General features: G+C 70.7%; 19 protein-coding genes. 7 read left to right on the top strand and 12 right to left on the bottom strand.

Annotation, left to right across the window (positions count from 1 at the left end):
- Positions 1-93 precede the first annotated feature (93 nt).
- Positions 94-1044 carry a diguanylate cyclase gene (locus tag FOF48_RS28925; RefSeq protein ID WP_143906814.1) on the bottom strand — a complete coding sequence of 317 codons (951 nt, stop codon included), beginning with the start codon at positions 1042-1044 and terminating at the stop codon, positions 94-96.
- Positions 1045-1181: 137 nt separating this feature from the next.
- Here FOF48_RS28925 and FOF48_RS28920 point away from each other — a divergent pair, with 137 nt between their 5' ends.
- Positions 1182-1970 (top strand): glycosyltransferase family 2 protein, encoded by a 789-nt coding sequence (locus FOF48_RS28920; protein WP_143907072.1) that lies wholly within the window; start codon positions 1182-1184, stop codon positions 1968-1970.
- A 6-nt stretch (positions 1971-1976) separates the two neighbouring features.
- Positions 1977-2813, top strand: coding sequence for a ChbG/HpnK family deacetylase (locus tag FOF48_RS28915; RefSeq protein ID WP_143906812.1), 837 nt, complete (start codon positions 1977-1979; stop codon positions 2811-2813).
- 57 nt (positions 2814-2870) lie between these two features.
- Here the strand turns inward: FOF48_RS28915 and FOF48_RS28910 are convergent, their stop codons facing one another.
- The 5 genes from FOF48_RS28910 to hemE all read right to left on the bottom strand — a co-directional run bounded on the left by FOF48_RS28910 (position 2871) and on the right by hemE (position 9498).
- Complete coding sequence (locus FOF48_RS28910; RefSeq protein WP_255442789.1) at positions 2871-3530, bottom strand: bifunctional 2-polyprenyl-6-hydroxyphenol methylase/3-demethylubiquinol 3-O-methyltransferase UbiG; 660 nt, start codon at positions 3528-3530, stop codon at positions 2871-2873.
- Between the two features lie 34 nt (positions 3531-3564).
- Complete coding sequence (locus FOF48_RS28905) at positions 3565-4704, bottom strand: mannosyltransferase family protein (RefSeq protein WP_328700971.1); 1140 nt, start codon at positions 4702-4704, stop codon at positions 3565-3567.
- Between the two features lie 93 nt (positions 4705-4797).
- On the bottom strand, positions 4798-7035 hold the full coding sequence (fadJ, locus tag FOF48_RS28900; RefSeq protein WP_143906810.1) for a fatty acid oxidation complex subunit alpha FadJ: 2238 nt from the start codon (positions 7033-7035) through the stop codon (positions 4798-4800).
- On the bottom strand, positions 7035-8336 hold the full coding sequence (fadI, locus tag FOF48_RS28895) for an acetyl-CoA C-acyltransferase FadI (RefSeq protein ID WP_143906808.1): 1302 nt from the start codon (positions 8334-8336) through the stop codon (positions 7035-7037). Before fadI ends, fadJ begins: the two co-directional genes overlap by 1 nt.
- Before the next feature lie 118 nt (positions 8337-8454).
- Complete coding sequence (hemE, locus tag FOF48_RS28890) at positions 8455-9498, bottom strand: uroporphyrinogen decarboxylase (protein ID WP_143906806.1); 1044 nt, start codon at positions 9496-9498, stop codon at positions 8455-8457.
- Positions 9499-9563: 65 nt separating this feature from the next.
- On the opposite strand from hemE, the gene FOF48_RS28885 reads away from it, so the two are divergent.
- A complete protein-coding gene (locus tag FOF48_RS28885) occupies positions 9564-10187 on the top strand; it encodes a hypothetical protein (RefSeq protein WP_143906804.1) in 624 nt (207 codons plus the stop codon).
- Between the two features lie 60 nt (positions 10188-10247).
- Here the strand turns inward: FOF48_RS28885 and FOF48_RS28880 are convergent, their stop codons facing one another.
- Genes FOF48_RS28880 through FOF48_RS28865 form a run of 4 tightly spaced genes read right to left on the bottom strand, consistent with a single transcriptional unit; the run spans position 10248 to position 14015 of the window.
- Positions 10248-10874: a carboxypeptidase-like regulatory domain-containing protein gene (locus tag FOF48_RS28880; RefSeq protein ID WP_143906802.1), complete on the bottom strand. Its 627-nt coding sequence runs from the start codon at positions 10872-10874 to the stop codon at positions 10248-10250.
- The gene (locus FOF48_RS28875; protein WP_143906800.1) at positions 10874-12559 is read right to left on the bottom strand and encodes a caspase family protein; all 1686 of its coding nucleotides are present in this window, start codon (positions 12557-12559) and stop codon (positions 10874-10876) included. The genes FOF48_RS28880 and FOF48_RS28875 overlap by 1 nt, the downstream gene beginning before the upstream one ends.
- Positions 12546-13337, bottom strand: a complete 792-nt coding sequence (locus FOF48_RS28870; RefSeq protein ID WP_143906798.1) for a hypothetical protein — start codon at positions 13335-13337, stop codon at positions 12546-12548. Before FOF48_RS28870 ends, FOF48_RS28875 begins: the two co-directional genes overlap by 14 nt.
- Positions 13338-13340: 3 nt before the next feature.
- Positions 13341-14015, bottom strand: coding sequence for an RNA polymerase sigma factor (locus FOF48_RS28865; RefSeq protein WP_143906796.1), 675 nt, complete (start codon positions 14013-14015; stop codon positions 13341-13343).
- A 230-nt stretch (positions 14016-14245) separates the two neighbouring features.
- Between FOF48_RS28865 and FOF48_RS28860 the strand changes: the two genes are divergently transcribed.
- Positions 14246-15010, top strand: a complete 765-nt coding sequence (locus FOF48_RS28860) for a hypothetical protein (protein WP_143906794.1) — start codon at positions 14246-14248, stop codon at positions 15008-15010.
- 45 nt (positions 15011-15055) lie between these two features.
- Here FOF48_RS28860 and uvrA read toward each other — a convergent pair whose 3' ends face one another.
- A complete protein-coding gene (uvrA, locus tag FOF48_RS28855; RefSeq protein WP_143906792.1) occupies positions 15056-17599 on the bottom strand; it encodes an excinuclease ABC subunit UvrA in 2544 nt (847 codons plus the stop codon).
- A gap of 364 nt (positions 17600-17963) precedes the next feature.
- Here uvrA and FOF48_RS28850 point away from each other — a divergent pair, with 364 nt between their 5' ends.
- Positions 17964-18572, top strand: a complete 609-nt coding sequence (locus FOF48_RS28850; RefSeq protein WP_143906790.1) for a hypothetical protein — start codon at positions 17964-17966, stop codon at positions 18570-18572.
- Positions 18569-19090 carry a hypothetical protein gene (locus FOF48_RS28845; protein WP_328700972.1) on the top strand — a complete coding sequence of 174 codons (522 nt, stop codon included), beginning with the start codon at positions 18569-18571 and terminating at the stop codon, positions 19088-19090. Before FOF48_RS28850 ends, FOF48_RS28845 begins: the two co-directional genes overlap by 4 nt.
- Before the next feature lie 16 nt (positions 19091-19106).
- On the opposite strand, the gene FOF48_RS28840 is transcribed toward FOF48_RS28845, so the two are convergent.
- A complete protein-coding gene (locus FOF48_RS28840) occupies positions 19107-20009 on the bottom strand; it encodes a LysR family transcriptional regulator (protein ID WP_143906788.1) in 903 nt (300 codons plus the stop codon).
- 188 nt (positions 20010-20197) lie between these two features.
- On the opposite strand from FOF48_RS28840, the gene FOF48_RS28835 reads away from it, so the two are divergent.
- Entirely contained in the window at positions 20198-21508 is a 1311-nt protein-coding gene (locus tag FOF48_RS28835; RefSeq protein ID WP_143906786.1) for an FAD-binding oxidoreductase, read from the top strand.
- Positions 21509-21669 lie beyond the last annotated feature (161 nt).

The following is a 21669-nucleotide window of genomic DNA, read 5'->3' as shown; positions in this document are numbered from 1 at the left end:
CATTTTCCAGGACATGACAAAAAGGGTCAGGGTCATCATAGACCCTCCCCTTTCAAACGGGTCAAATCCGACCCCGGGTTTTTGACCCCTGGGTCAGCCAGCCCGGGAGGGCGGCGCGGAGAACAGGGGCGCGGGGGGGTGCAGACAGACGCGGTCGCGGCCCTCGCGCTTGGCGCGGTAGAGGGCCTCGTCGGCGGTCACCAGGAGCTGCTCGGGGGCGAGGATGGCGCGGTGGGGGAAGCTGGAGACGCCCAGCGAGGCGGTGACGCGCAGGGCCCCCTCCGGGCCGGCGTGCAGCTCCCGGACGCCCTTGAGGATGCGCTCGGCCACGGTGAGGGCGCCGGGCAGGTGGGTGCAGGGCAGCAGGATGGCGAACTCCTCCCCTCCGTAGCGGGCCACCAGGTCCGTCTCCCGCACGCTGTGCTGGAGGGCGGCGGCCACCTCCCGCAGCACCCGGTCCCCGGCGCCGTGGCCGTGGGCGTCGTTGATGTTCTTGAAGTGGTCCAGGTCCACCAGGATGAGCGACAGGCTCTCGTCGTAGCGCTGCGCCCGGCGGAACTCCTCGCGCAGCCGCTCCTGGAAGTAGCGGTGGTTGTGCACCTGGGTGAGCCCGTCCGTCACCGCCAGCCGCCGCAGCTCCTCCACCTGGGAGTGGAGTGACTTCCACTTGGAGTGCGCCTCCAGGCTCCGGTAGAGCCTCAGACGCAGCTCTTCCTCATCCAAGGGGGTCAGAATCACCTCAGCCCCCCGGCGCAGGGCGGTGAAGCGAAGGACCCGCGCTTCCGGGGGTGCCAGGACGACCACCGCGGGCCGGGGCGCGGGTTGGGGAGGGGTGAGGGCCTCCATCAGGTCGTGGGCCGCGGCGGGGTCCCCTTCGCCGGGGCAGAGCAGGACGCCGTCTACCTCCTGGGTCAGCCCCAGCGCCTCCTGGCTGGAGCGCGCCACCCGGAGCGCGAAGTCCTCCGGACCGAGCGCGCGCACCAGTTGTGGCAGCAACATCTGCGAGTCATCCACCACCAGAAGCGAGTAGGGCTGGGCTTTCACCGTGTCCCCGTAAAATGATGATTACGCGGTACTATAAGGGTTTGTCACGAGAAGGGCCATGGGGTTTGCCACCGGGTTGACCCTCTGGTACCGAGCGCCCGTTTCCTTCTGGATGGAACGCGCGCGAGATGACGACCGTGGCCAAGTACCCGAGCATCAGCCTCTTCTTCCCCGCCTGGAACGAAGAGGACTACGTGGAGCGCGCAGTCAGCCGCGCCCTGGAAGTCCTGCCGAAGCTCACCGACGACTTTGAAATCATCGTCGTCAACGACGCCTCCACGGACCGGACGCAGGAGGTCTGTGACGCACTGGCCGCGAAGGTGCCTCAGCTGCGGGTCATCACCCACCCCGTGAACCTGAAGCTGGGCGGGGCGATGCGCACGGGGCTGTCCGCGAGCACGAAGGACCTGGTGCTGTACTCGGACATCGACCTGCCGTGGGACATGCGGGAGCTGGAGCGGGCGCTGCACCTGATGGACTACCTGGAGGCGGACATGATCTGCGCCTTCCGGTTCGACCGCACGAGCGAGGGCCCCAAGCGCATCGTGTACTCGTTCGTCTACAACCTGCTCATCCGGGCGCTGTTCGACATCCAGATCAAGGACGTGAACTTCAGCTTCAAGCTGATGCACCGCCGGGTGCTGGAGTCGATGGAGCTCAAGAGCCAGGGCTCGTTCATCGACGCGGAGCTGGTGGTGAAGGCCATCCGCAAGGGCTTCCGCGTGTTCCAGATGGGCGTGGACTACTTCCCGCGCACGCGCGGCATCTCCACGCTGGCCTCGCCGTCGGTCATCCTGAAGATGGTGAAGGAGCTGGTGAACCTGTACCCGGAGACGCGCTCGCCGTCCGCGCCGCAGCAGCCGGTGCGGCTGCCTCCGTCGGTGCAGCCCCTGCGCTCGGTGTCAGGCAGCGCGGGGCGCGGGTAGGTTTCCATGGGGCCGCGCACGCGCCTCATCGTCAACGCGGATGACCTGGGCCTGCATCCGTCGCTGGACGCGGGCATCCTGAGGGCGCACCGCGACGGCATCGTCACCAGCGCGACGCTGCTGTCCATGGGCCCCTCGGCGGCCGAGGCCGTGGGCCGGGCGAAGGCGGAGGGCCTGCCGGTGGGCGTGCATCTGGCGCTCTCCACGCGCCTGCCCTGCGCCGCGCCGGCGGACTCCGTGCGGACGGTGGCGCCGGGGGGACGGCTCCGGGGCAGCTGGGCGGACTTCGCGAAGGCGTGGCTCACGGGGCGGGTGCGGCGCGAGGAGCTGGAGCGTGAGCTGACCGCGCAGCTGTCCCGCGCGCGGGAGCTGGGCGCGGAGGTGGACCACCTGGACGGGCACCAGCACCTGCACCTGTTGCCGGGCGTGCGGTCCGTGGTGGAGGGGATCGCGGCGCGGGAGGCGTTGCCCCTGCGCTGGCCGGATGCGCTGCCGCGCGCGGAGTGGCTCCGGGCGCCGGGGCCCGCGTTGAAGACCACGGTGCTGGCGGTGCTGGCGCGCACGGCGCCCAGGGCTCGGCCGGGCGTGCGGCGGGTGAGCGCGGGGGGCGTATTCGAGGCGGGCCGGCTGGATGAGCCCGCGCTGCTCGCGGTGCTGGACGCGCTGCCCGCGGGCGACTTCGAGCTGGGGTGTCACCCCGGCGAGGGCGCGCCGCACGTGCCGGAGGATCCGGCGTGGCGCTACGGCTGGGACGCGGAGCTGGCGGCGCTCACCAGTCCCCGGGTGAAGGCGAAGCTCGCGGAGCGGAACATCGCGCTCGCGAGCTACGGCGCGCTCGGCTGAGGCGAAGCCCCGTCACGCCCGCGAACACCCGGGGTTCGGGGGGCCCGCGCGAAGTGGCTAGCGAGCCTCGGCGTCGTAGAGCAGGTGCGGCGTCGTGTAGCCCGCGCCCAGCCCCACCACCTCGCGCACCTCGAAGCCCGCGTCGCGCAGCAGGCGCTCGCCGTCCACGCGCGACTTGAGCACCATGCCGCCGCTGGCCTTCGTGCGGCCCAGGAGCGACACCATCACCCACTCCTGCGCGAGCGCCTTGGCGTGCTTCCAGGAGCCGTCGCCCTCCACCTCCTTCAACAGGAAGCGCCCGCCGGGCCGGAGCAGCCCTCGCACGGACTGGAGAAAGCCGGGCCACCGCGCCTCGGGCAGCAGGTACAGCACGTCGCAGACCACCACCGCGTCGAGCGTGCCGGGATGCGCCAGCGCCAGCTGCTCCACCGACCCCACGTCCAGCGTCAGGTTGGGCAAGCCCGCCAGGGCCTGCCGCGCCCAGCGCACCTTGCGCTCATCCAGGTCCACGCCCAGCACGCGGCGCTCTGGCCCCGAGACCGCCAGCAGCGCGGACAGCAGCCCATGCCCACAGCCGATGTCCGCCACCGTGCCTCGCGGCAGGCGGGAGGCCACCTCGAGCAGCGGCGCCGAGGACGCTCGCGCGTGCACGTGGAACCGCTCGCTCGCGGGCAGCCCCGCGTAGAGCGCCAGCACCTGGGCCATCCGTCCGCTCACGACGCGGCCTCCGCATCCGGCGTCATCCGCCCGCTCATGACACGTACTCCGCGGCGCCATACGCCACCGTCAACGCCAGCATCGCGCAGGCGCTCGTGGCCAGCACGCCCCAGCGCAAGCGGGGGCGCTCCCTGAGCAGCAACGCCAGCGTCAGGAACAGCGGGAAGGCGGCCAGCAGGTAGCGCCCCATGCCCATGAAGTCCTTGCTGGACATGGCGGGCAGCCCCACGATGGCCAGCGCGTAGACGCCATAGCCCCACCCCAGCCGCTTCGCCGTCGGCCACACCAGCGAGAGCGCGCCCAGCGTGACGGCGGCGTGCCCCACCAGCCGGAGGCCGTCCGACAGCGACATCTCCCGGCTGAAGCCCTGGAACCAGCGCAGCTTCGCCCACGTGCGCCAGCCCGGCTTCTGGTCCCACCCCGGCGCGGACTGCACCTTCACGAACGCGAACGGCTCGCCGAACGCCTTCCACTGGTAGAGCACGTACAGCACGAAGCCCGCCGCCGCGAACACCGGCAACAGGTCCACGAGGCCCCACTTCAGGCCGCGCTCGCGCTTCCACTCCAGCCGCCGCGCGAGCAGCCCCACCACCAGCGCGGGCGCCACCGGCCGCGCCGCGGTGGCCACGGCGGCCAGCAGCACCGCGAACCCCAGCTGCCCCCGCTCCAGCAGCAGGAACGCGCCGATGACGAGCAGCAGGAACAGCGCGTCCGAGTACATGGCCCCGTAGAGGAAGAACGCGAACGGGTAGAACGCCAGCAGCAGCCCCGCGCTCCGCGCCGCCGCTTCATCCGCCCGCGTGCGCGCCCACAGCGTGAAGACGTACAGCGCCCCCAGGCCGCACAGCATGGTGACGAGCATGCCCGCGAGGAACGTGTCCACGTGCACGAGCCCCAGGCCGCGCAACACCAGCGGGTAGAGCGGGAAGAACGCCACCGGGCTCTGCTGGCCGGGCGTGTAGCTGTAGCCCTCCGTGGCGATGCGCGCGTACCAGCCGGCGTCGAAGTGCGCCCAGCCCAAGAGGATGGGGGCGCCCGGCCACGTCAGCCGCGCGGGGCTGTAGCCCAGGGGGAACGCGAGCGCGGACACCGTCACCAACGCGGTGCACACCACCAGGGCGGCGAGCCCGGCGAAGAGGACGGCACGAGGAGCGGAGCGGACCATTCGGGCCATGCCCTTGGTCCAGAACCGCCCTCGCCGTCAAGTCAGGCCCCGGAAGCGGGGAGGGACTTCGCGGCCCCCTCCCCCTCCCGGTCCGTCACGACCTCAGGCCTCGTAGAAGCCCTTGCCGGCCTTCACCTTCTCCACCAGCAGCGGCGCGGGCGTGAAGCGCTCGCCGTACTTGTCCTGGTAGTGCTCCAGCTTGCGCAGCAGGTTGGCCGGCCCCAGGCTGTCCGCGTAGCGCAAGGGGCCGCCCAGGAACGGCGGGAAGCCCAGGCCGAAGATGGCGCCCACGTCGCCGTCGCGGGGGCTGCGCAGGATGCCCTCCCCCAGGCAGCGGATGGCCTCGTTCACCATCTGGAGCGCGCAGCGCTCCGCCATCTCCGTGGGGTCCATGGACTTGCGGTCCTTGCCGTGCGGCAGGAGCAGGTAGACCTGCGGGTCGACCTCCTTCTTCTTCCCGTTCTCGTACAGGTAGAAGCCCTTCTGCGTCTTGCGGCCCAGGCGGCCGTCGGACACCACGCCCTCCAGGGCCTTGGGCGCCGCCATCCGCTTGCCGAAGGCGGCCTCCATGACGGGCCCCACCTTCTGGGCCACGTCGATGCCCACCTCGTCCAGCAGCGTGATGGGCCCCACCGGGAAGCCGAAGTCCACCAGCGCCTTGTCCAGTTGGAGGATGTCCGCGCCTTCCGCCAGCAGGTACGCCGCCTCGTTCATGTACGGCGCGAGGATGCGCGACGTGTAGAAGCCCGGCCCGTCGTTGACGACGATGACCGTCTTGCCCTGCTTGCGGCCCACGTCCACGCAGGTCGCCGTCACCCACTCCGCCGTGCCCGGGTGGGTGATGATCTCCAAGAGCGGCATCTTGTGGACCGGGCTGAAGTAATGCATGCCAATCACCTGCGAGGGCCGCTTGCTGCCCTTGGCCAGCTCGCCAATGGGCAGGCTGGAGGTGTTGGACGCGAAGATGGTGTCCGCGCCGGTGACGGCCTCCACCTCCGCGATGACCTTGTGCTTGAGCGTCAGGTCCTCGAAGACGGCCTCGATGATGAGGTCCACCGACTTGAAGCCGCTGTAGTCCGTGGCCGCGGTGATGTTCGCCAGCTTCGCGGAGGCCTCGCGGTGGGTGAGCGAGCGGCGCTTCACGCGCTCGTCCAGCACCGTCTGCACCTGCTTGAGCGCGCGGCCCGCGCCCGCGTCGTCCTTGTCCTTCACGCGCACGGGCACGCCCTGGAGCACGCCGGCCACGTAGGCGATGCCGCCGCCCATCAGGCCGCCGCCCAGCACGCCCACCTTCTTCACCTCGCGCGGCTTCACGCTGGGGTTGGCGGTGCCGTTCTCCTTCTTCAGCGCCGTCGTGGCGAAGAAGATCTCCACCAGCCGCCGCGACACGTCCGTGAACACCAGCTCCCCGAACGCCTTCGCCTCGGCCTCCAGGCCCGCCTTGCGCCCGGACTCCAGGCCCACGCGGATGACCTGGAGCGCCTTCTCCTGCGCCGGGTACTTGCCGCGCGTCTTCTTCAGGAGCGCCTTCTTCGCCTGGTCGAACAGCACCTTGCGGCCCAGCGGGTTGTCCTCCAGCGCCGCCTCCGTCCACAGCTCCTTGCTGATGAGCCCCTGGAAGAAGCCGGCGAGGCCCCTCTTCTTCCCGCTCTGGGCCACGGCCTTGAAGCCCTGGTGCGCGCGCTCCACCTTGAGCGTGCCCGCCGCCAGCTCCGCCGCGCGCTTGAGGGCGAGGTCCTTCAGCATGGGCACCGGGACGACTTCATCCACGATGCCCAGCTTCTTCGCCTTGGACGGCTTGACGCTCTTGCCGGTGAGGATGAGGTCCAGCGCCGCCTGCGCGCCGATGAGCGCGGGCAGCCGCTGCGTGCCGCCGGCGCCGGGGATGAGGCCCAGCTGCGTCTCCGGCAGGCCCAGGGTCGTCTTGGGGCTGTCGGTGGCGATGCGGTAGTGACACGCGAGCGCCCACTCCAGGCCGCCGCCCAGACACGCGCCGTGGATGGCCGCGACCACCGGCTTGGAGAAGGACTCCAGCCGGTCGAACTCCGTGTACGCCGCGTAGCTGATGGCCATGACTTCATCCGGGGACTTGAGGGTCTGGAGGAAGTCGATGTTCGCGCCGACGACGAAGCTGTCCTTCTTGCCGGAGATGAACACGACGGCCTTCACCTCCGGGTCGCGCTCCGCCTGCAGGAGCAGCTCCGTGGACGCGGTGCCTACCTCCGGCGACAGCGTGTTCACCGGGGCGCCCGGCAGGTCCACGGTGATGACCGCGATGCCGTCCGTGACGCCGTAGCTCAAGCCCTGCTTCGCTTCGACTGCCTCTTGCTTGGTCGCCATCACGCACGCTCCAGGATGACCGCGGCGCCCAGCCCGCCCGCGGCGCAGACGGTGCACAGCACCGTGTTCTTGTTCCGACGCTTCAGCTCGTTCAGGGCCTGCGTGACGATGCGCGCCCCGGTGGCACCGAAGGGGTGCCCGATGGAGATGGAGCCGCCCGTCACGTTGAGCCGCGACCGGTCGATTTCACCCACCGGCGCGGCGAAGCCCGCCTTCTTCGCGAACTCCTTGGACGCCAGCGCCTGGAGGTTGCTCGCCACCTGCGCGGCGAAGGCCTCGTGCATCTCCACCAGGTCGATGTCCGCGAGCTTCATCCCCGCGCGCTTGAGCGCCACGGGCGCCGCGTACGCCGGGCCCTGGAGCAGCTGGTCGCCCGGGTCCGTGGCCGCGAACGCGTGCGAGCGCAGGAAGCCCAGCGGCTCGTAGCCCAGCGCCTTCGCCTTCTCCTCGCTCATCAGGATGAGCGCCGCGGCGCCATCCGTCAGCGGGGACGCGTTGCCGGCGGTGACGCTGCCATAGCGGCGGTCGAACACCGGCTTGAGCTTGGCCAGCGCCTCCAGGCTGGTGTCCTCGCGCACGATGTTGTCCTTGGTGGCGGACTGCTCGTACTTGGGCGGCACCAGGACGTGCATCACCTCGTCGTCGAAGCGGCCTTCCTTCCACGCCTTGGCCGCGTTCTGGTGCGAGTTGAACGCGATGAGGTCCTGCTCCTCGCGGGTGATGCCGTTCTCCTTGGCCATCTTCTCCGCGCTCTCGCCCATGGTCTCGCCGGTGGAGAACTCGGCGATGGCGGGGGGCACGGGGATGAGGTCCCTGGCCTTGAGCTTCTGGAAGGGCTTGAGCCTGTCCGGCAGGCTCTTGCCCTTGGACGACGCGGCCAGCGCGTGCGCCAGGGGACGGCTGGTGAAGATGGGCGCGTCCGACAGGGACTCGGTGCCGCCCGCGATGACGACGTCCGCGTCACCCAGCGCGATGGCGTTGGCGCCCGCCACCATCGACTGGATGGACGTGGCGCAGGCGCGCGCCACCGTGAAGGCGTCGATGTTCTTGGGCAGGCCCGCCGCCAGCACCACCTCGCGCGCGATGGAGGGCGCGGTCAGCGTGGGGATGACCTGTCCGAAGACGACCTGGTTGATTTCGCGGGGGTCCAGGTCGCTGCGCTGCACCAGCTCCTGGACCACCATCCGGCCCAGGTCCAGCGCCGTCAGCCCGGCGAAGACGGTGCCCGCCTTCGCGAACGGCGTCCGCAGCCCCCGGACAATGGCCACCCGCCGGTGGCCGTTGCGCTTCTCGCTTGCCATGTGTGCCTCACCCTCTGTGAAACGAGTGAGGCACTTCTAACGACCAGCAATGCACCGCGTCAACGGCGGATTGATTCAAGAGTCAACTGCCCACCAGGAGGGGGGACGGGCCCCGGGCTCAGCCCAGGGTGCCCTGGCGGAGGGCGGCGCCGTGGCGGTGGACGGCGTCCACGAGGAACTTCGCGGCGTCCGGGTCGGTGGGGGGGAGGATGCCGTGGCCCAGGTTGAAGATGTGCCCCACGGGGCCGGCGCGGCGGAGGATGTCCTTCACGCGGCCGTCCAGCTCCTCGCGGGGGAGGAACAGGTGGAGCGGGTCCAGGTTGCCCTGGGTGGCGACGTCGGGCCCGAGGATGCGGCGGCCCTCGTCCACGTTCACGCGCCAGTCCAGGCCGATGACGTCCGCGCCGGTGCGCTTCAAGAGCGGCAGGTGCGGGGTCATGTTGGTGCCGAAGAGGATGACGGGGACGCCGGTGGCCTTGAGCTCCGTGACCATGCGGGTGAGGTACGGGAGGCTGAAGCGTTCGAAGTCCCAGGGAGACAGCTCGCCGCCCCAGGAGTCGAAGATCTGGACGATGCTGGCGCCGGCCTCCACCTGCATCTTGAGGTACGGGATGAGGGTGTCGGTGAGCTTCTGGAAGAGGCGGTGGGCCAGCTCCGGCTGCTCGAAGAGCAGGCGCTTGATGACGATGTAGCTCTTGGAGCCGCCGCCCTCGACCATGTACGCGGCCAGGGTGAAGGGCGCGCCCGCGAAGCCGATGACGGGCACGGAGTCGTTGAGGGCCTTGCGCGTGCGGCGGATGGCCTCCGCGACGAAGCCGGTGCCTTCGACGGGGTCCGGGACGCCGAGCTTGTCGATGTCCGCGGCGGTGCGCAGCGGGTTGGGGAAGTGCGGGCCCTTGTCCCCGAGTTCCAGGTGGATGCCCATGGCCTCCACGGGGATGAGGATGTCGGAGAAGATGATGGCCGCGTCCACGCCCAGGCGGGTGATGGGCTGGACGGTGACCTCCGCGGCCAGGTCCGGGTGCTTGCAGAGATCGAGGAAGGGGATGGTGCCGCGGATGGCGCGGTACTCGGGCAGGTAGCGGCCCGCCTGACGCATCAGCCACACGGGGGTGGTGTCGGTCGGCTGGCGGCGCGCCGTGCGCAGGAGTCGGTCGTTCACGTCGTCACCTTGAAGGGGCGGGAGGGAGTCACGGGCTTCACGGCCCGGGGGTGTACCCTATCCGCATGGACCAAGCGTATCGCTACATTCCGAGCCTCCTCGCGCTTGCATGCATGGCCTGCGCGACGGGCCGGAGCGCGTCACCGCCGCTGCCCCGGTGGCCGCTGCCCGGCGAGTCGGTCCGCTGGGAGCCGGTCCCTGGCGTCAGCGTGATTGCGCCACCCCTTCCCCCAGCGAAACCGGAACCTGAGCGCTCGGCGACCCATGCTGAATGCAAGCACCTCGACCCCTCCGCCATCATCGACCTGGCGTCTCGCGCCACCACGCTCTTCGTCTGCTCCTGGTATCACCACGACTCCGACAGGCAGCTCCGCATGGACTGGTCCGCCAATATCTTCGACCCCGAAGCGTCACCAGAAGACAACCTCCAGCGGCTCGAACGGGAGCAGGTCCGTCCCTTCGCAGGAGCCGAGTACACGCGCCTGCCCGCGCCATGGGTGGGCTGGGAATGGCACAAGGCGGTCCGCGAATGGGGCGGTCCAGGTCCCGGCGAAAACATCAGCGACCGATGGATTGTCGTTGGGAGAGGACTGCTCTTCCTTCAGACGATCTCCCTCGAAAACGACCCGTTCCCCGAGGGAGAGGCGTTCCTCGACTCGCTGAGGGTCACCGCCACGGAACAACGGTGAACCCGATGACGAGCCCGTTGTTTCCCGCGTTCAATCAACAAGGCCCCTTGGGAGCCTCGCTCAGCCGCCATCCTTGCCGCCGCCGTGGTCATCGCCTCCGTCGTCGTCCCCGCCGCCGTGGTCATCCGATGGCAGCGTGATGTCGCGTACCTGCTCCTCCCCCTCGCGGACGCAGACCTCCTCCTCCAGGTCCTCCAGGTGGTCGGCCTTCACCTCCAGCTCGTAGCAACCCGCGGGCAGCGGCCCCAGTCGCGCCTCGCCGTTCCCAGCGTCCACCTTCACCTTGTCGCCGCCCGTGCCCTTCAGCTCCACCTCCACACCGGAGGGGATGGCGCCCCGCTCGTCCGTCACCCGCAGGGTGAGGAAGGCGCCGGGTCCGGACTGGATGTCGCCCACGTCGGTGACTCGGGCGCCCTGGGCCACCACGGGCTTTCGCGCCGCCCGCGTCTTCGTCGCGATGACGAACAGCTCCAGCGACGTCGCGGGCACGCCGTCCAGTTCGAACCGCCCGTCCGAGTCCACTGACACGCGCAGGTCGGAGCGCCCCAGCACGCTCACGCGCGCCACGCCCGACTCCGCGCCGAGCACGCGCCCTCGCACCGTGCCCGTCCGCAACGGCCCGTTGTCGAAGCCGCCACAGCCGGCCAGCGCCAGCACCATGGCCCACCCGCATGCCTTGGCTCGCATCAGAAGCGGTACCCTCCGGCCAGCATCAGGCCTCCAAAGCCCACCATGCGCGTCTGCCCGTCCACCGGGACATAGGCCCACAGCAACTGCGTGCGTGCTTCCAACACCCATGCCGGGCTGAAACGGAACGACACCGCGGCCATCCACCCCGGCCATGCCGTCAGGTAGTGCTCATTCCGGTCCAGCAACTCCAACTGGAAGGAGCGCTCCAGCCACAAGCCGGCCACGCGCGGACCCGTGGAGAAGCCCAGCCGTCCCCACGTCCACGTCGGCCCCAGGGCCACGCCCACGAGCAGCGTGCGATGGCGCACCGGAACGAACCCGCCCGGCTCCAACCGCAGCGACTGGCTCCCCTGCCCCGCCGCCACGTCGACCCAGAGGTCCAACCTCCCCTCCAGCAGCACGCCCTCCCAGCCCAGGCCCACGCCCGCGAGCCCGGACGCGGGCAGCACCTGCTCGCGGCTGCGCGTATCGAGGAAGCCCAACACGCCCGCCCCCAACGTCACCGTGCGCCGGGGCCCGTCCGTCACGGAGCGCAGGAGCGCCTCCAGCTCCCGCCGCTCACCGGAGCGCAGCGCCACGGTGTCCTCCCACAACACCTGGCCGCCCTTGCGCAGCTCCAGCCTGCGCCGACCTTCCGGCACCACCACGCCCCCAGGCAGCTCCCCCGCCTCCTGGCCATCCACCTTGAGCGTGAAGCCCTCCAGCCGCGCGCTGTAGGAGAAGACCTCCGGCTGTCCGGGCCGCTCCAACGTGCCGGCCAGCAACACCGGATCCGCGCCCACCTCCAGCATCTGCGCGCTGGGCCGCTGACGCCCTTCCGTATAGGCCCATGTGTTGCGCCGGGCCCAGTCGTGCGCCTCCGTGGCGCTCACCGCGCCGTCGCGGTTGCGGTCGCCGCGTCCATCCAGTGCCTGGATGAGGAAGTGCGTGTAGATGTCATTGGCCAGCGCGTCGTCCTCTCGCGCCGCCTCGCCCCAGTCGCTGGCGGACAACACCAGCGACGCGCGGCTCGCCGCCTCCAGCGGCTGCATCAGGAAGGGCGCCTTGGTGTGCGACAGCTCGTCGCGCACCTCCGGGGGGAGCAGCGACTTGCCCGTGCCGCTGTGACAGGTGGCCAGCACCAGCACCCGCCGCCGGGACCCCAGCCGCTCCAGCGCCTGCTCCAGGCTCGCCATCTCCAGCCCCGTTCCGGCCACATCCCGGTAGCGGGTGTCCGACGTCACCAGGTAGCGCCGCAGTTCGCCTCGCGCGTCGCGCGCCAGCGAGCCGTGCCCGGACACATAGACGACCACCACGTCCTGTGGACGCCACGACCGGGCCTCCAAGGCCTGGAGCGCGGCGAGCACGGCGGTCCGCGTCGTCTGCTCGGGGCGCGTGAGCACCGTCACGGAGCGGAAGCCCCCACGCGAGGGATCCGCCAGCACGCGGCCCAGGTCGTCCGCGTCCTTCGCCGCGTAGCGCAACCCATTCCACGAGGGGTCCGCGTACGCGGAGATCCCGATGAGCAGCGCGTGCCGTTCGCCCTCCTGCGCCGTGGCCAGCACGCCGTCCTCCAGGCGCACCCGCACCGCGCGGCCCTTCTCCCGCGAGTCCGCCGTGCGGCATGCGCCGAGCGTCACCAGCGCAAGCACCAGGGGGATGAACAGCAGGCGGGACACGCGCGGCTCCTCAGGGAGCAGCATGCCCCGACTCCACCCTCAAGCGAAGACGGACCTGGGCCGCGTCCTGGGGCACCTGCCCGCTGACGCGCACCGCCTCCAGCGCCGCGGCCCCCTGCTCCCCTTGTGGCCAGGCGACCAGCACCAGCGTCACCGGTCCGTGTTCGTCCTCCAGCGACACGCCCGCCAGGTCCGCGCCGTCCCGGAGGTCATGCGTGCCCGGGGTCAGCGCGTGGCGGCCCAGGACCTGCGGGGGCACACCGGGAGCCTCGCGCACCAGCAAGGCGTCGCCGGACTCACTGGCGTGGTAGCGAAGGAGCACCACCGCTTCCGGCGGGAGCACCGCCCCGTCGGCGACCGCGCGCACCTCTCCGTCCGGCAGCCGCGCCGCCGCCGTGACCTCCAATGCCAGGGGCGCGCTCCCCTTGGTGCGCTGCGAGGACGGCGCCACGCCCGGCCCATCGGTGCCTGGACGCACGACGAGGGCCAGGACGACCGCGGCCGCCGCCCCGAGCGCTCCGGTCAACCACGCCCGCCTCGGACCGCCGAGCTTCCGGCGCACCCGGGCCCAGCCGACGGCGTCCTCCCGGAGGGGCCGTCCGGAGGTCTCGACGAGCGCTTCGTCCGCCAGCGCATCCAGACCGAAGGCGTCACCAGATTCCGCGTCCTCTCCGGCGAGGAACGTCTCGCAGGTCTCGCAGGGACGCGAGAGGTGGTCGGCGAAGTACCGCACCGCTTCGGGCTCCCGCTGCTCGAGGGCCCTCAAGGACTCCACGTCCAGGTGTCTGTCGCTCCCGCTCATGGCTCACCCCACCTCCGCGGCCAACAGCCGCGCCAGCAGCTCACGCTTCACCCGGGCGCGGAAGCGCTCCAAGCGCATCGTCACCGCGCTCTTGCCCAGCCCCAGGCGGTCGGCGATCTCCCGCGCGCTCAGCTCTCCCTCCAGATAGAAGAGCCGGGCCGTGTCCTTCTCCGGCCCCTCGGGCAGCCCTTCGATGAGCGCGCGCACCACCGCCACCCGGCGCTCCAGCGTCAAGGATGGCGGCAGCGCGGGCACGGCGGCGTCCGCCTCTCGCGCCAGGTCCTCCGCCACGCGGGCCCGGGCCTTCGCGCCACGGCTGAGCGCATACGCGTGGTGCCGGGCGATGGTCAGCAGCCAGCCGCTGAACGCGCGCGGGTGCTGGAGCCGAGGCAGCTCGCGGAAGGCACGCACGAACGTCTCCTGCACCACGTCCTCCACCTCCGCCGCCCCCAGCGCCCCCGAGCCCTGCGCCACACGGCGCACGGCCCCGTGGAAGCGCTGGTAGAGCTGGCCGCATGCGGGCTGCTCGCCCCGCGCCGCCCGGCGGATGCAGTCCGCCAGCTCCTGCTCCGTCACCACGCCGCCCTCCCAGCCCTCGCGCCAGACCGACGCCCGCGCGTGGGTCCCCGTTCGGGGCGACGCCCCGGCCGGGATGCCCGTCCAGCTGTGAAGGTGCACGCCATGGCTCCCGTCGAGTACCCCGTCGACAGGGAAGGAGTCACGAAGGGCTTTTCCGGCCACGGCCCCCGCCCGTCCGGAGGCTGGAGCCCCTGGAAGCGGATGTCCCACCCCGCAAGAAAGCCGCGGGGAAACTCCCGGCCGTGGCCGTTTCGCGCGGCCGGACTCCTTCCTTTTCAACGGAAGGCGGCCCATCGCAACGCGCCCTCCAGAACCTGGGGATACACGTCATGCGTTTCATCGGTCTGTTCGCGTCCATCCTGTGCCTGTCCGCGTGTGGCAATGGGACCTCGTCGGTGGGGTTGAGCACGCGGATGGGCTCCGCGACCTCGAGTGCCGGCCTCCCGCGCCAGGTCACGCAGCGGTTGGAGCTCTCCAATGGCATCACCGTGGAGCGGGTGCGGCTGTCGATCCGCGAGCTGGAGCTCAAGCGCGAGGGCCATCACGACGACGTGTCGAAGGAAGACGCTGGCACGGGCACCGACGACAATGGCGAGCACAAGCAGCGCACGGGCGCGTTCCTCATCGACCTGTCGGGCACGGCGCTGGAGGGCCAGGTCGTCCAGCTGCGCGACGTGTCGGTGGTGGCGGGCATCTACGATGAGATTGAGTTCGACATCGGCAAGGTCTCCGTCACCGAAGCGGGCGACAACGCGGCGCTGAAGGAGCTGGCGGAGCTGGGCGCCTCCATCGTCATCAACGGGCGCATCGACGGCGAGCCCTTCCAGTTCGTGTCCAGCGTCCGGGTGGAACAGGAGCGCGAGGCGAGCTTCGAGGTCACTGGCGGCGGCGACCAGAACGTGACCATCAACATCGACCCCAGCAGCTGGTTCACGGGCGAGGGCGGCGCGCGGTTGGATCCGCGTGACGAGCGCAACCGCTCGCGGCTGGAGAACAACCTGCGCGACTCCATCGACGCCTTCGACGACGACGATCGCGACGGCGGCGAGGACTCCGACGATGACCACGGCGGTGGCCATCACGGCAAGGACTGAGCCCGTCCGCCTCCAGGGCTGACGGCGCACCGGCCGCGGGCGCCGTCACCCCAACACGCGCGCGAGGTACGGCGCGGTGCGGCTGTCCTTCACCTTCGCCACGGACTCGGGCGTTCCCTGCGCCACCACCCGGCCTCCGGCGTTCCCCGCGCCGGGTCCCACGTCGATGACGTGGTCGCTGGCGGCGACGACGCGCAGGTCGTGCTCCACGACGATGACCGTGTTGCCCGCGTCCACCAGCCCCTCCAGCTGCGTCATCAGCTTGTCCACGTCCGCCGGATGCAGCCCCGTCGTGGGCTCGTCCAGCACGTAGAGCGTGTCCCCGTGCTGCGTGCGTTGCAGCTCCGTGGCCAGCTTGATGCGCTGGGCTTCGCCACCGGACAGCTCCGTCGCGGGCTGCCCCAGCCGCAGGTAGCCCAGGCCCACGTCGCGCAACACCTTGAGCGCGCGTTGAAGCGGCGGCGCGTCGGTGAAGAAGTCGAACGCGCCGTCCACCGTCATGCCCAGGACGTCCGCGATGCTCCGCTCGCGGTAGCGCACCTCCAGCGTCTTCGCGTTGTAGCGAGTGCCGTGGCACGTCGGGCACGGCGCGTAGACGCTGGGCAGGAAGAGCAGCTCCACGCTGACGAAGCCTTCGCCCTCGCAGGTCTCGCAGCGTCCGCCCACCGTGTTGAAGGAGAAGCGCCCCGCGCCGTACTTGCGCGACTTCGCCAGGGGCGTCGCCGCGAACAGCTTGCGCACGTGGTCGAACAGGCCCGTGTAGGTGGCCAGGTTGGAGCGCGGCGTGCGGCCAATGGGCTTCTGGTCCACCGTCACCAGCCGCTTGAGCGAGTCCAGCCCTTCCACGATGTGCCCCTCGCTGGCCACCGACGGCTCGCGGTCCAGCGGCTCGCCCTCCTCCTCGTCCGGCGTCAGCGTCTGCCCCAGCCTCGCGGCGACCAACTCCACCAGGGCCTGGCTCACGAGGCTGGACTTGCCGGAGCCGGACACGCCCGTCACGGTGGTGAAGACTCCCAGCGGGAAGTCCACGTCCAGCCCGCGCAGGTTGTTGCGCTTCACGCCCTCCAGCCGCAGCCGCCCGGTGGCCTTTCGGGGCGCGCGGCGGCGCACGGCCTCCTCGTCGAAGAGGTAGCGCCGCGTCCGGGACGCCTCCACCTTCGCGAGCCCTTCTGGCGGCCCGCTGTAGAGCACACGCCCCCCGTGCTCCCCCGCGGCGGGCCCCACGTCGACGAGCCAGTCCGCGTGGCGGATGACGTCCACTTCATGCTCCACGACGAAGAGCGAGTTGCCCGCCTCCTTCAGCCGGTCCAGCGCCGTGAGCAGCGCCTCCGTGTCCGCCGGGTGCAGGCCCGCGGACGGCTCGTCCATCACGTACACCACGCCGAAGAGGTTGGAGCGCACCTGGGTGGCCAGCCTCAGCCGCTGCAGCTCGCCCGGAGACAGCGTGGGCGTGGCGCGCTCCAGCGACAGGTAGCCCAGCCCCAGGTCCGTCAGCACCTGGATGCGCGCGAGCAGGTCCTTGGTGATGCGCTGGGCGACGATGACCTTCTCCGGGTGCTCCCGCGCCATCGCCTCCGCGGCCTTCCCCTTCCCTTCCGCCGTGGCCCGCAGGAGGTCCGCGACCTGCTCCAGGGGCAGGCGGGACAGCTCACCGATGTCCCGCCCCCCGAACGTCACCGACAGCGACTCGCGCTTCAGGCGCTTGCCTTCACAGGTCGGGCACTCGCTGGCGACCATGTAGCGGGCGACGCGCTTCTTCATCATCGCGCTCTGGGTCGTCGCGAAGGTGGTCAGCACGTAGCGCTTCGCGCCGGTGAACGTGCCCATGTAGCTGGGCGGGTCCTTGCGCGCGAGGGCCCGCTTCACCTCCGCCGACGTGAAGCCCGCGTAGACGGGGACGGTGGGCTGCTCGTCGGTGAAGAGGATCCACTGGCGGTCCTTCTTCGGCAGGTCGCGCCAGGGCGTGTCGACGTCGTAGCCGAGCGTCACCAGGATGTCGCGCAGGTTCTGCCCGTGCCACGCGGGCGGCCACGCGGCGACGGCGCGCTCGCGGATGCTCAGGCGGTCGTCGGGCACCATGGAGCGCTCGGTCACTTCGAACGTCCGGCCGATGCCGTGGCACGTCGGGCACGCACCCGCGGGGGTGTTCGGCGAGAACGCATCCGAGTCCAGCCGCCCCAGCTTCGGCGGATACGTGCCCGCGCGCGAGTACAGCATGCGCACGGAGTTCGACAGCGTCGTCACGCTGCCCACCGACGAGCGCGACGTCGGCGCGCCCCGGTGCTGTTGGAGCGCCACCGCCGGGGGCAGCCCGTCGATGGCGTCCACCTCGGGCACCCCCACCTGATCAATCAGGCGCCGGGCATACGGGGCCACGGATTCGAAGTAGCGCCGCTGCGCTTCCGCGTAGAGCGTCCCGAACGCGAGCGACGACTTGCCGGAGCCGGAGACGCCAGTGAAGACCACCAGCGCATCGCGGGGGATGTCCACGTCGACGTGCTTCAGGTTGTGCTCCCGGGCCCCCCGGACTCGGACGAAGCCGGTGGGGTCGGAAGTCTTGCGGGAACGCGGAGCCTTGGGGGGAGCCATGGGAGACGGATAGCGCGGCGACCGCCGCCACAGGGGAACGAAGTGGAGGCCGTCGTGGAGGATGCGAAATGGCGCGCCGTCGCGCTGTCGGATTCCAGCCAGAGGTCTCCGCTCACGCCCTGCGTCCGCCGGCGTCCCAGCTCCCACGCGCGGGCAGCTCGCGCACGCGTGCCGCCTTCTCCCGCGGCCCGTTCAAGAATGCGACACGGGTGTCGCGCCGGGGGGCATGGTACGCGCCGTGTGGGAAGCCCTCCCCCTCTGTACGGCACATGGCATCCGGATTGCTGTGCGCTCGGACCACACCTCGCGGAAGCCCCCCATCCAGACGTCACCGGGACGCTTTGGAGAAAGTGACTTCGGAACCATGTTTGAAGCGTCGCGGCCCCCTGTCGCGCCTTCGCTGACCACGCCCCCTCGCGCCCACCTGTCGCGATGGGCCGCGCGCGCGGTCCTGCTGCTGGCCTGCGCGGCCTCGGTGGCGACGTCGGAGGCGTTGTCGCCCCTCGTCACCTCCGAGGTGTTCGCCGGCGAGCCAGTGACGCTGACGAACCAGGCCCCGAACTTCCAACGCGACCTGGTGATCCGCGTGACCGCTTCGAAGTCGCACGCGAGGACCGTCGAACCGACCGCGCTTACGAAATTCACCCTGCGGTGGTTGCCCGAAGACCCTGACGAGACGGCCCGCCCCCGGTTCAGCTTCTCGCTGTCCACCGGAAACGAAGTCGCCGGAGGGAGGATGCAGGACACCGCTCCACTGGCGGGCGAACCCATCACACGGGAGCACCTCACGCGCCTGGAGACGACCTGCAAGCTCGAGAGCCCCTGTGAATACACCGCGCGCGTGCGCTTCGAGATGCAGGCGGAGGGTCCCAAGGGCTCGCTCCAGATTGACTGGACTGTCGTGGCCGGAGCGCGCGTCCGGGGAATGAGCGCAGTGCCGGAGGGCTTCAGCGTGACCGTGTCAGCGCCGTGATCGTCCTGGAGCCACCCCGCACGCCCCCCACCCGAGGCAGTGGCCTCCTGCACCCCGTGGTGCTGGGAGCCATCGTCCTGCTCGTCTTGAACGACCACGTCTTCAAGGCGCGCTGGCCCTCGTGGTGGACGGGGAAGCTGTCCGACGTCGCCGGGCTCGCGATGTTCCCCCTGCTCCTCCAAGCGCTCTGGGAACAGGTAGCGGGCTTTCGTGCTCGGGACTTCCGCCCCTCCTTCTCCGTGCTCGTGGGCGCGGTGCTGCTGACGGGGCTGTGCTTCTCCGCGACGAAGCTTTCACCGGACGCGGGGGATGCGTGGAGTTGGGCCTTGGGCGGGCTGCAATGGCCCTTCCGCGTGCTCGGCGCGTGGTTGAGCGGCGCGCGCATCCCGTCACTGGTGCCCACGCAGCACACGATGGACCTCACGGACCTGTTCACGCTGCCGGCCTTGGGGGTCTCCCTGTGGCTGGGCTGGCGGCGAGCGGCCAGCGCCACGGACTGCGCCGCGCCTCCGCGCTGACGCTTCCGGGGGGTGCTCAGGGCGGAGGCAGCGTGCTTCGCGCCACGTCGATGAAGGCCCGCAGGGGGGCGGAGGCCCGCGCACGGTGGGGATAGTAGAGGTAGAGGCCGGGCACGGTGGGCGACCAGTCCTCCAGCACGGGGACGAGGCTGCCCTCGCGCAGGTGGGGCGCGACCGAGAGTTCGGCCATGTACGCGAGTCCCAGCCCCGCCAGCGCCATGCGGATGATGAGCCCCGAGTGGTCCGTCACCAGCGGGCCCGTCACCGGGACGCGCAGCTCGCGCCGGCCGCGCTCCAGCTCCCAGCGGTAGGGCAGGCCCGTGGTGGGCGAGCGGAAGCCGATGCAGGAGTGGTCCGACAGGTCCTCCGGCTTCACGGGCCGGCCGTGGCGCTCCAGGTAGTCCGGGGACGCGACGACGAGGAAGCGGAAGGCGGGCGTCAGGCGCACCTGCACCATGTCGCGCTCCACGGACTCCATCAGCCGGATGCCCGCGTCGAGCCCCTCCTCCACGATGTTCACGAAGCCGTCCGTCACCCCCACCTCGATGCGCACGTGCGGATGGGCCTGGGCGAAGCGGGGCAGCACGGGCTCCAGCACGCCCGGCAGCGCCATGGTCGGCGCCGTGAGGCGCAGGGTGCCGGTGAGCTGGGTGCCCTCCGCGGGGAACCGCTCCAGCGCCTCCAGCGCGGACTCCAGCCCCGGCGCCGCGAGCGCCATCAGCCGGCGGCCCGCGTCGGTGAGGGACACGTTGCGCGTGGTGCGCGCGAGCAGCGCCGAACCCAGCCGCGCCTCCAGCTGCCGCACCGACTGACTCACCGCCGACGTGGAGACGCCCAGCTCGCGCGCGGCCTGGGTGAAGTTCCGTCGCCTCGCCACGGTGACGAACACGGCCAGCTCGTTGAGGGGCGTCAGCGCCATCGTGGCGCCATCATAGTCAGCCCGTTCAGGCCCCGCGTCTTCTTCGCGGAGCCGGACGGGCTCCGACAGGCGGCGCGATGCACCGGTCGGTCGCGCGCAGGACAGACGGACAGGAAGGCCGCACGCCGTCGCCCAGGGGCTCGCGGCGCGCCGGTATCCTCTCCACCGCACCCACCCCGGAGGGAAGGATGTCCACGGTCCATGAGGCGAAGGTGGAAGCCATCGCCCGGCAGCTGCGACAGCGAAAGGGAGCGGGCCCGGCGTCCTTCAAGAAGAAGACGCCGCCCCACCAGGTCCCCAAGCGGTTCGATTCGCGGCGCCGCGATGAGAAGGTGGACCTGGGGGACCTGGACCAGATCCTGGAGATCGACCCGGTGGGGATGACCTGCACGGCCGAGCCCGCGGTCACCTTCGACGCGGTGGTGCGCGCGACGCTGCCCTTCGGGCTCGTCCCCTTCATCGTCCCGGAGCACAAGACCATCACGCTGGGAGGCGCGGTCGCGGGGTGCTCCATCGAGTCCATGTCCTTCCGGCAGGGCGGCTTCCACGACACCTGTCTGGAGTACGAGGTCCTCACCGCGAAGGGCGAGGTGCTGCGCTGCTCCCCCCAGGAGGAGCCGCTCCTCTTCCAGATGATGCACGGCTCGTTCGGGACGCTCGGCATCCTGTCGCGGCTCAAGTTCAGGCTCGTGCGCGCCGCCCCCTTCGTGCGCGTGACGTACGAGCCCCACACCTCGCTGGAGTCCTTCCAGCAGGCCATCCTGCGCCACTTCCATGCCCAGGACGCGGACTACCTGGACGGGCAGATCTTCTCCCCCACGAAGCACGTGCTGTGCGTGGGCCACTTCGTGGACCGGGCGCCGTACGTGAACCGCTACGAATGGATGACCGCGTACTGCGAAACCATCCCGCGCCGGCGCGAGGACTACCTCACCACGTATGACTATCTCTTCCGCTACAACCGGGGCGTCACCCACGCGAGGCCCCGGAGCCTGCTGGCGCGGGCGTTGTTCGCGAAGCTGATCCATTCAGACAGCGTGCTCAGGACCGCGAACCGCTTCCACCAGCTGCTGCCCGCGAAGGACCCGCCGGTCATCGTGGACGTGTTCGTCCCGTTCTCACGCACGGCCGAGTTCATGGACTGGTACCACCGCGAGATGAAGCACTACCCGGTGTGGTGCGTGCCCTTCCGGCGGACGCGGGACTACGAATGGCTGACACCGCAGTGGTGGGCCGGCATGAGCGATCCGCTCTTCCTGGACCTCGCCGTCTACGGCATGCCCCAGCCACCGGGCCGCAACCTCTACAAGGAGTTCGAGGACGCGTTGCAACGCATCAACGGCACCAAGACGCTCATCTCCTACAACTACTATGACGAGCAGACCTTCTGGAGCATCTGGAACAAGGAGACGTTCCAGGCCGTGAAGCGGCGCACCGACCCGGACAACCTCTTCCGGGACCTCTACACGAAGACCTGCAAGGCGGCGCTCGGGCTGTAGCGGCGCGCATGCGCTGCTTCAGCGAGGCACGACGCTGTAGCGCCCCAGCTTCGACACCGAGCCGCGGGCCGCGGGGGCCGCACTTGAAGTGATGGCATGTTCTTCTCCCAGGTGATGAAACCGGGATGTCATCGGCCGTCAAGGCCCCGGGACGCTCGACA

It is taken from the genome of Corallococcus sp. Z5C101001 (assembly GCF_007352635.1).
In the GTDB taxonomy this organism is placed as follows: Bacteria; Myxococcota; Myxococcia; order Myxococcales; family Myxococcaceae; genus Corallococcus; species Corallococcus silvisoli.
This window is presented reverse-complemented; position numbering and strand designations above follow the sequence as displayed.

Coding starts and splice junctions, on each gene's coding strand:
- FOF48_RS28835 (WP_143906786.1), top strand. CDS start 20,198: ATGTCCACGGTCCATGAGGCGAAGGTGGAAGCCATCGCCCGGCAGCTG.
- fadJ (WP_143906810.1), bottom strand. CDS start 7,035: ATGGCGACCAAGCAAGAGGCAGTCGAAGCGAAGCAGGGCTTGAGCTAC.
- FOF48_RS28875 (WP_143906800.1), bottom strand. CDS start 12,559: ATGCTGCTCCCTGAGGAGCCGCGCGTGTCCCGCCTGCTGTTCATCCCC.
- FOF48_RS28905 (WP_328700971.1), bottom strand. CDS start 4,704: ATGGCCCGAATGGTCCGCTCCGCTCCTCGTGCCGTCCTCTTCGCCGGG.
- FOF48_RS28860 (WP_143906794.1), top strand. CDS start 14,246: ATGCGTTTCATCGGTCTGTTCGCGTCCATCCTGTGCCTGTCCGCGTGT.
- uvrA (WP_143906792.1), bottom strand. CDS start 17,599: ATGGCTCCCCCCAAGGCTCCGCGTTCCCGCAAGACTTCCGACCCCACC.
- FOF48_RS28915 (WP_143906812.1), top strand. CDS start 1,977: ATGGGGCCGCGCACGCGCCTCATCGTCAACGCGGATGACCTGGGCCTG.
- FOF48_RS28880 (WP_143906802.1), bottom strand. CDS start 10,874: ATGCGAGCCAAGGCATGCGGGTGGGCCATGGTGCTGGCGCTGGCCGGC.
- FOF48_RS28885 (WP_143906804.1), top strand. CDS start 9,564: ATGGACCAAGCGTATCGCTACATTCCGAGCCTCCTCGCGCTTGCATGC.
- FOF48_RS28870 (WP_143906798.1), bottom strand. CDS start 13,337: ATGAGCGGGAGCGACAGACACCTGGACGTGGAGTCCTTGAGGGCCCTC.
- FOF48_RS28840 (WP_143906788.1), bottom strand. CDS start 20,009: ATGGCGCTGACGCCCCTCAACGAGCTGGCCGTGTTCGTCACCGTGGCG.
- fadI (WP_143906808.1), bottom strand. CDS start 8,336: ATGGCAAGCGAGAAGCGCAACGGCCACCGGCGGGTGGCCATTGTCCGG.
- FOF48_RS28850 (WP_143906790.1), top strand. CDS start 17,964: ATGTTTGAAGCGTCGCGGCCCCCTGTCGCGCCTTCGCTGACCACGCCC.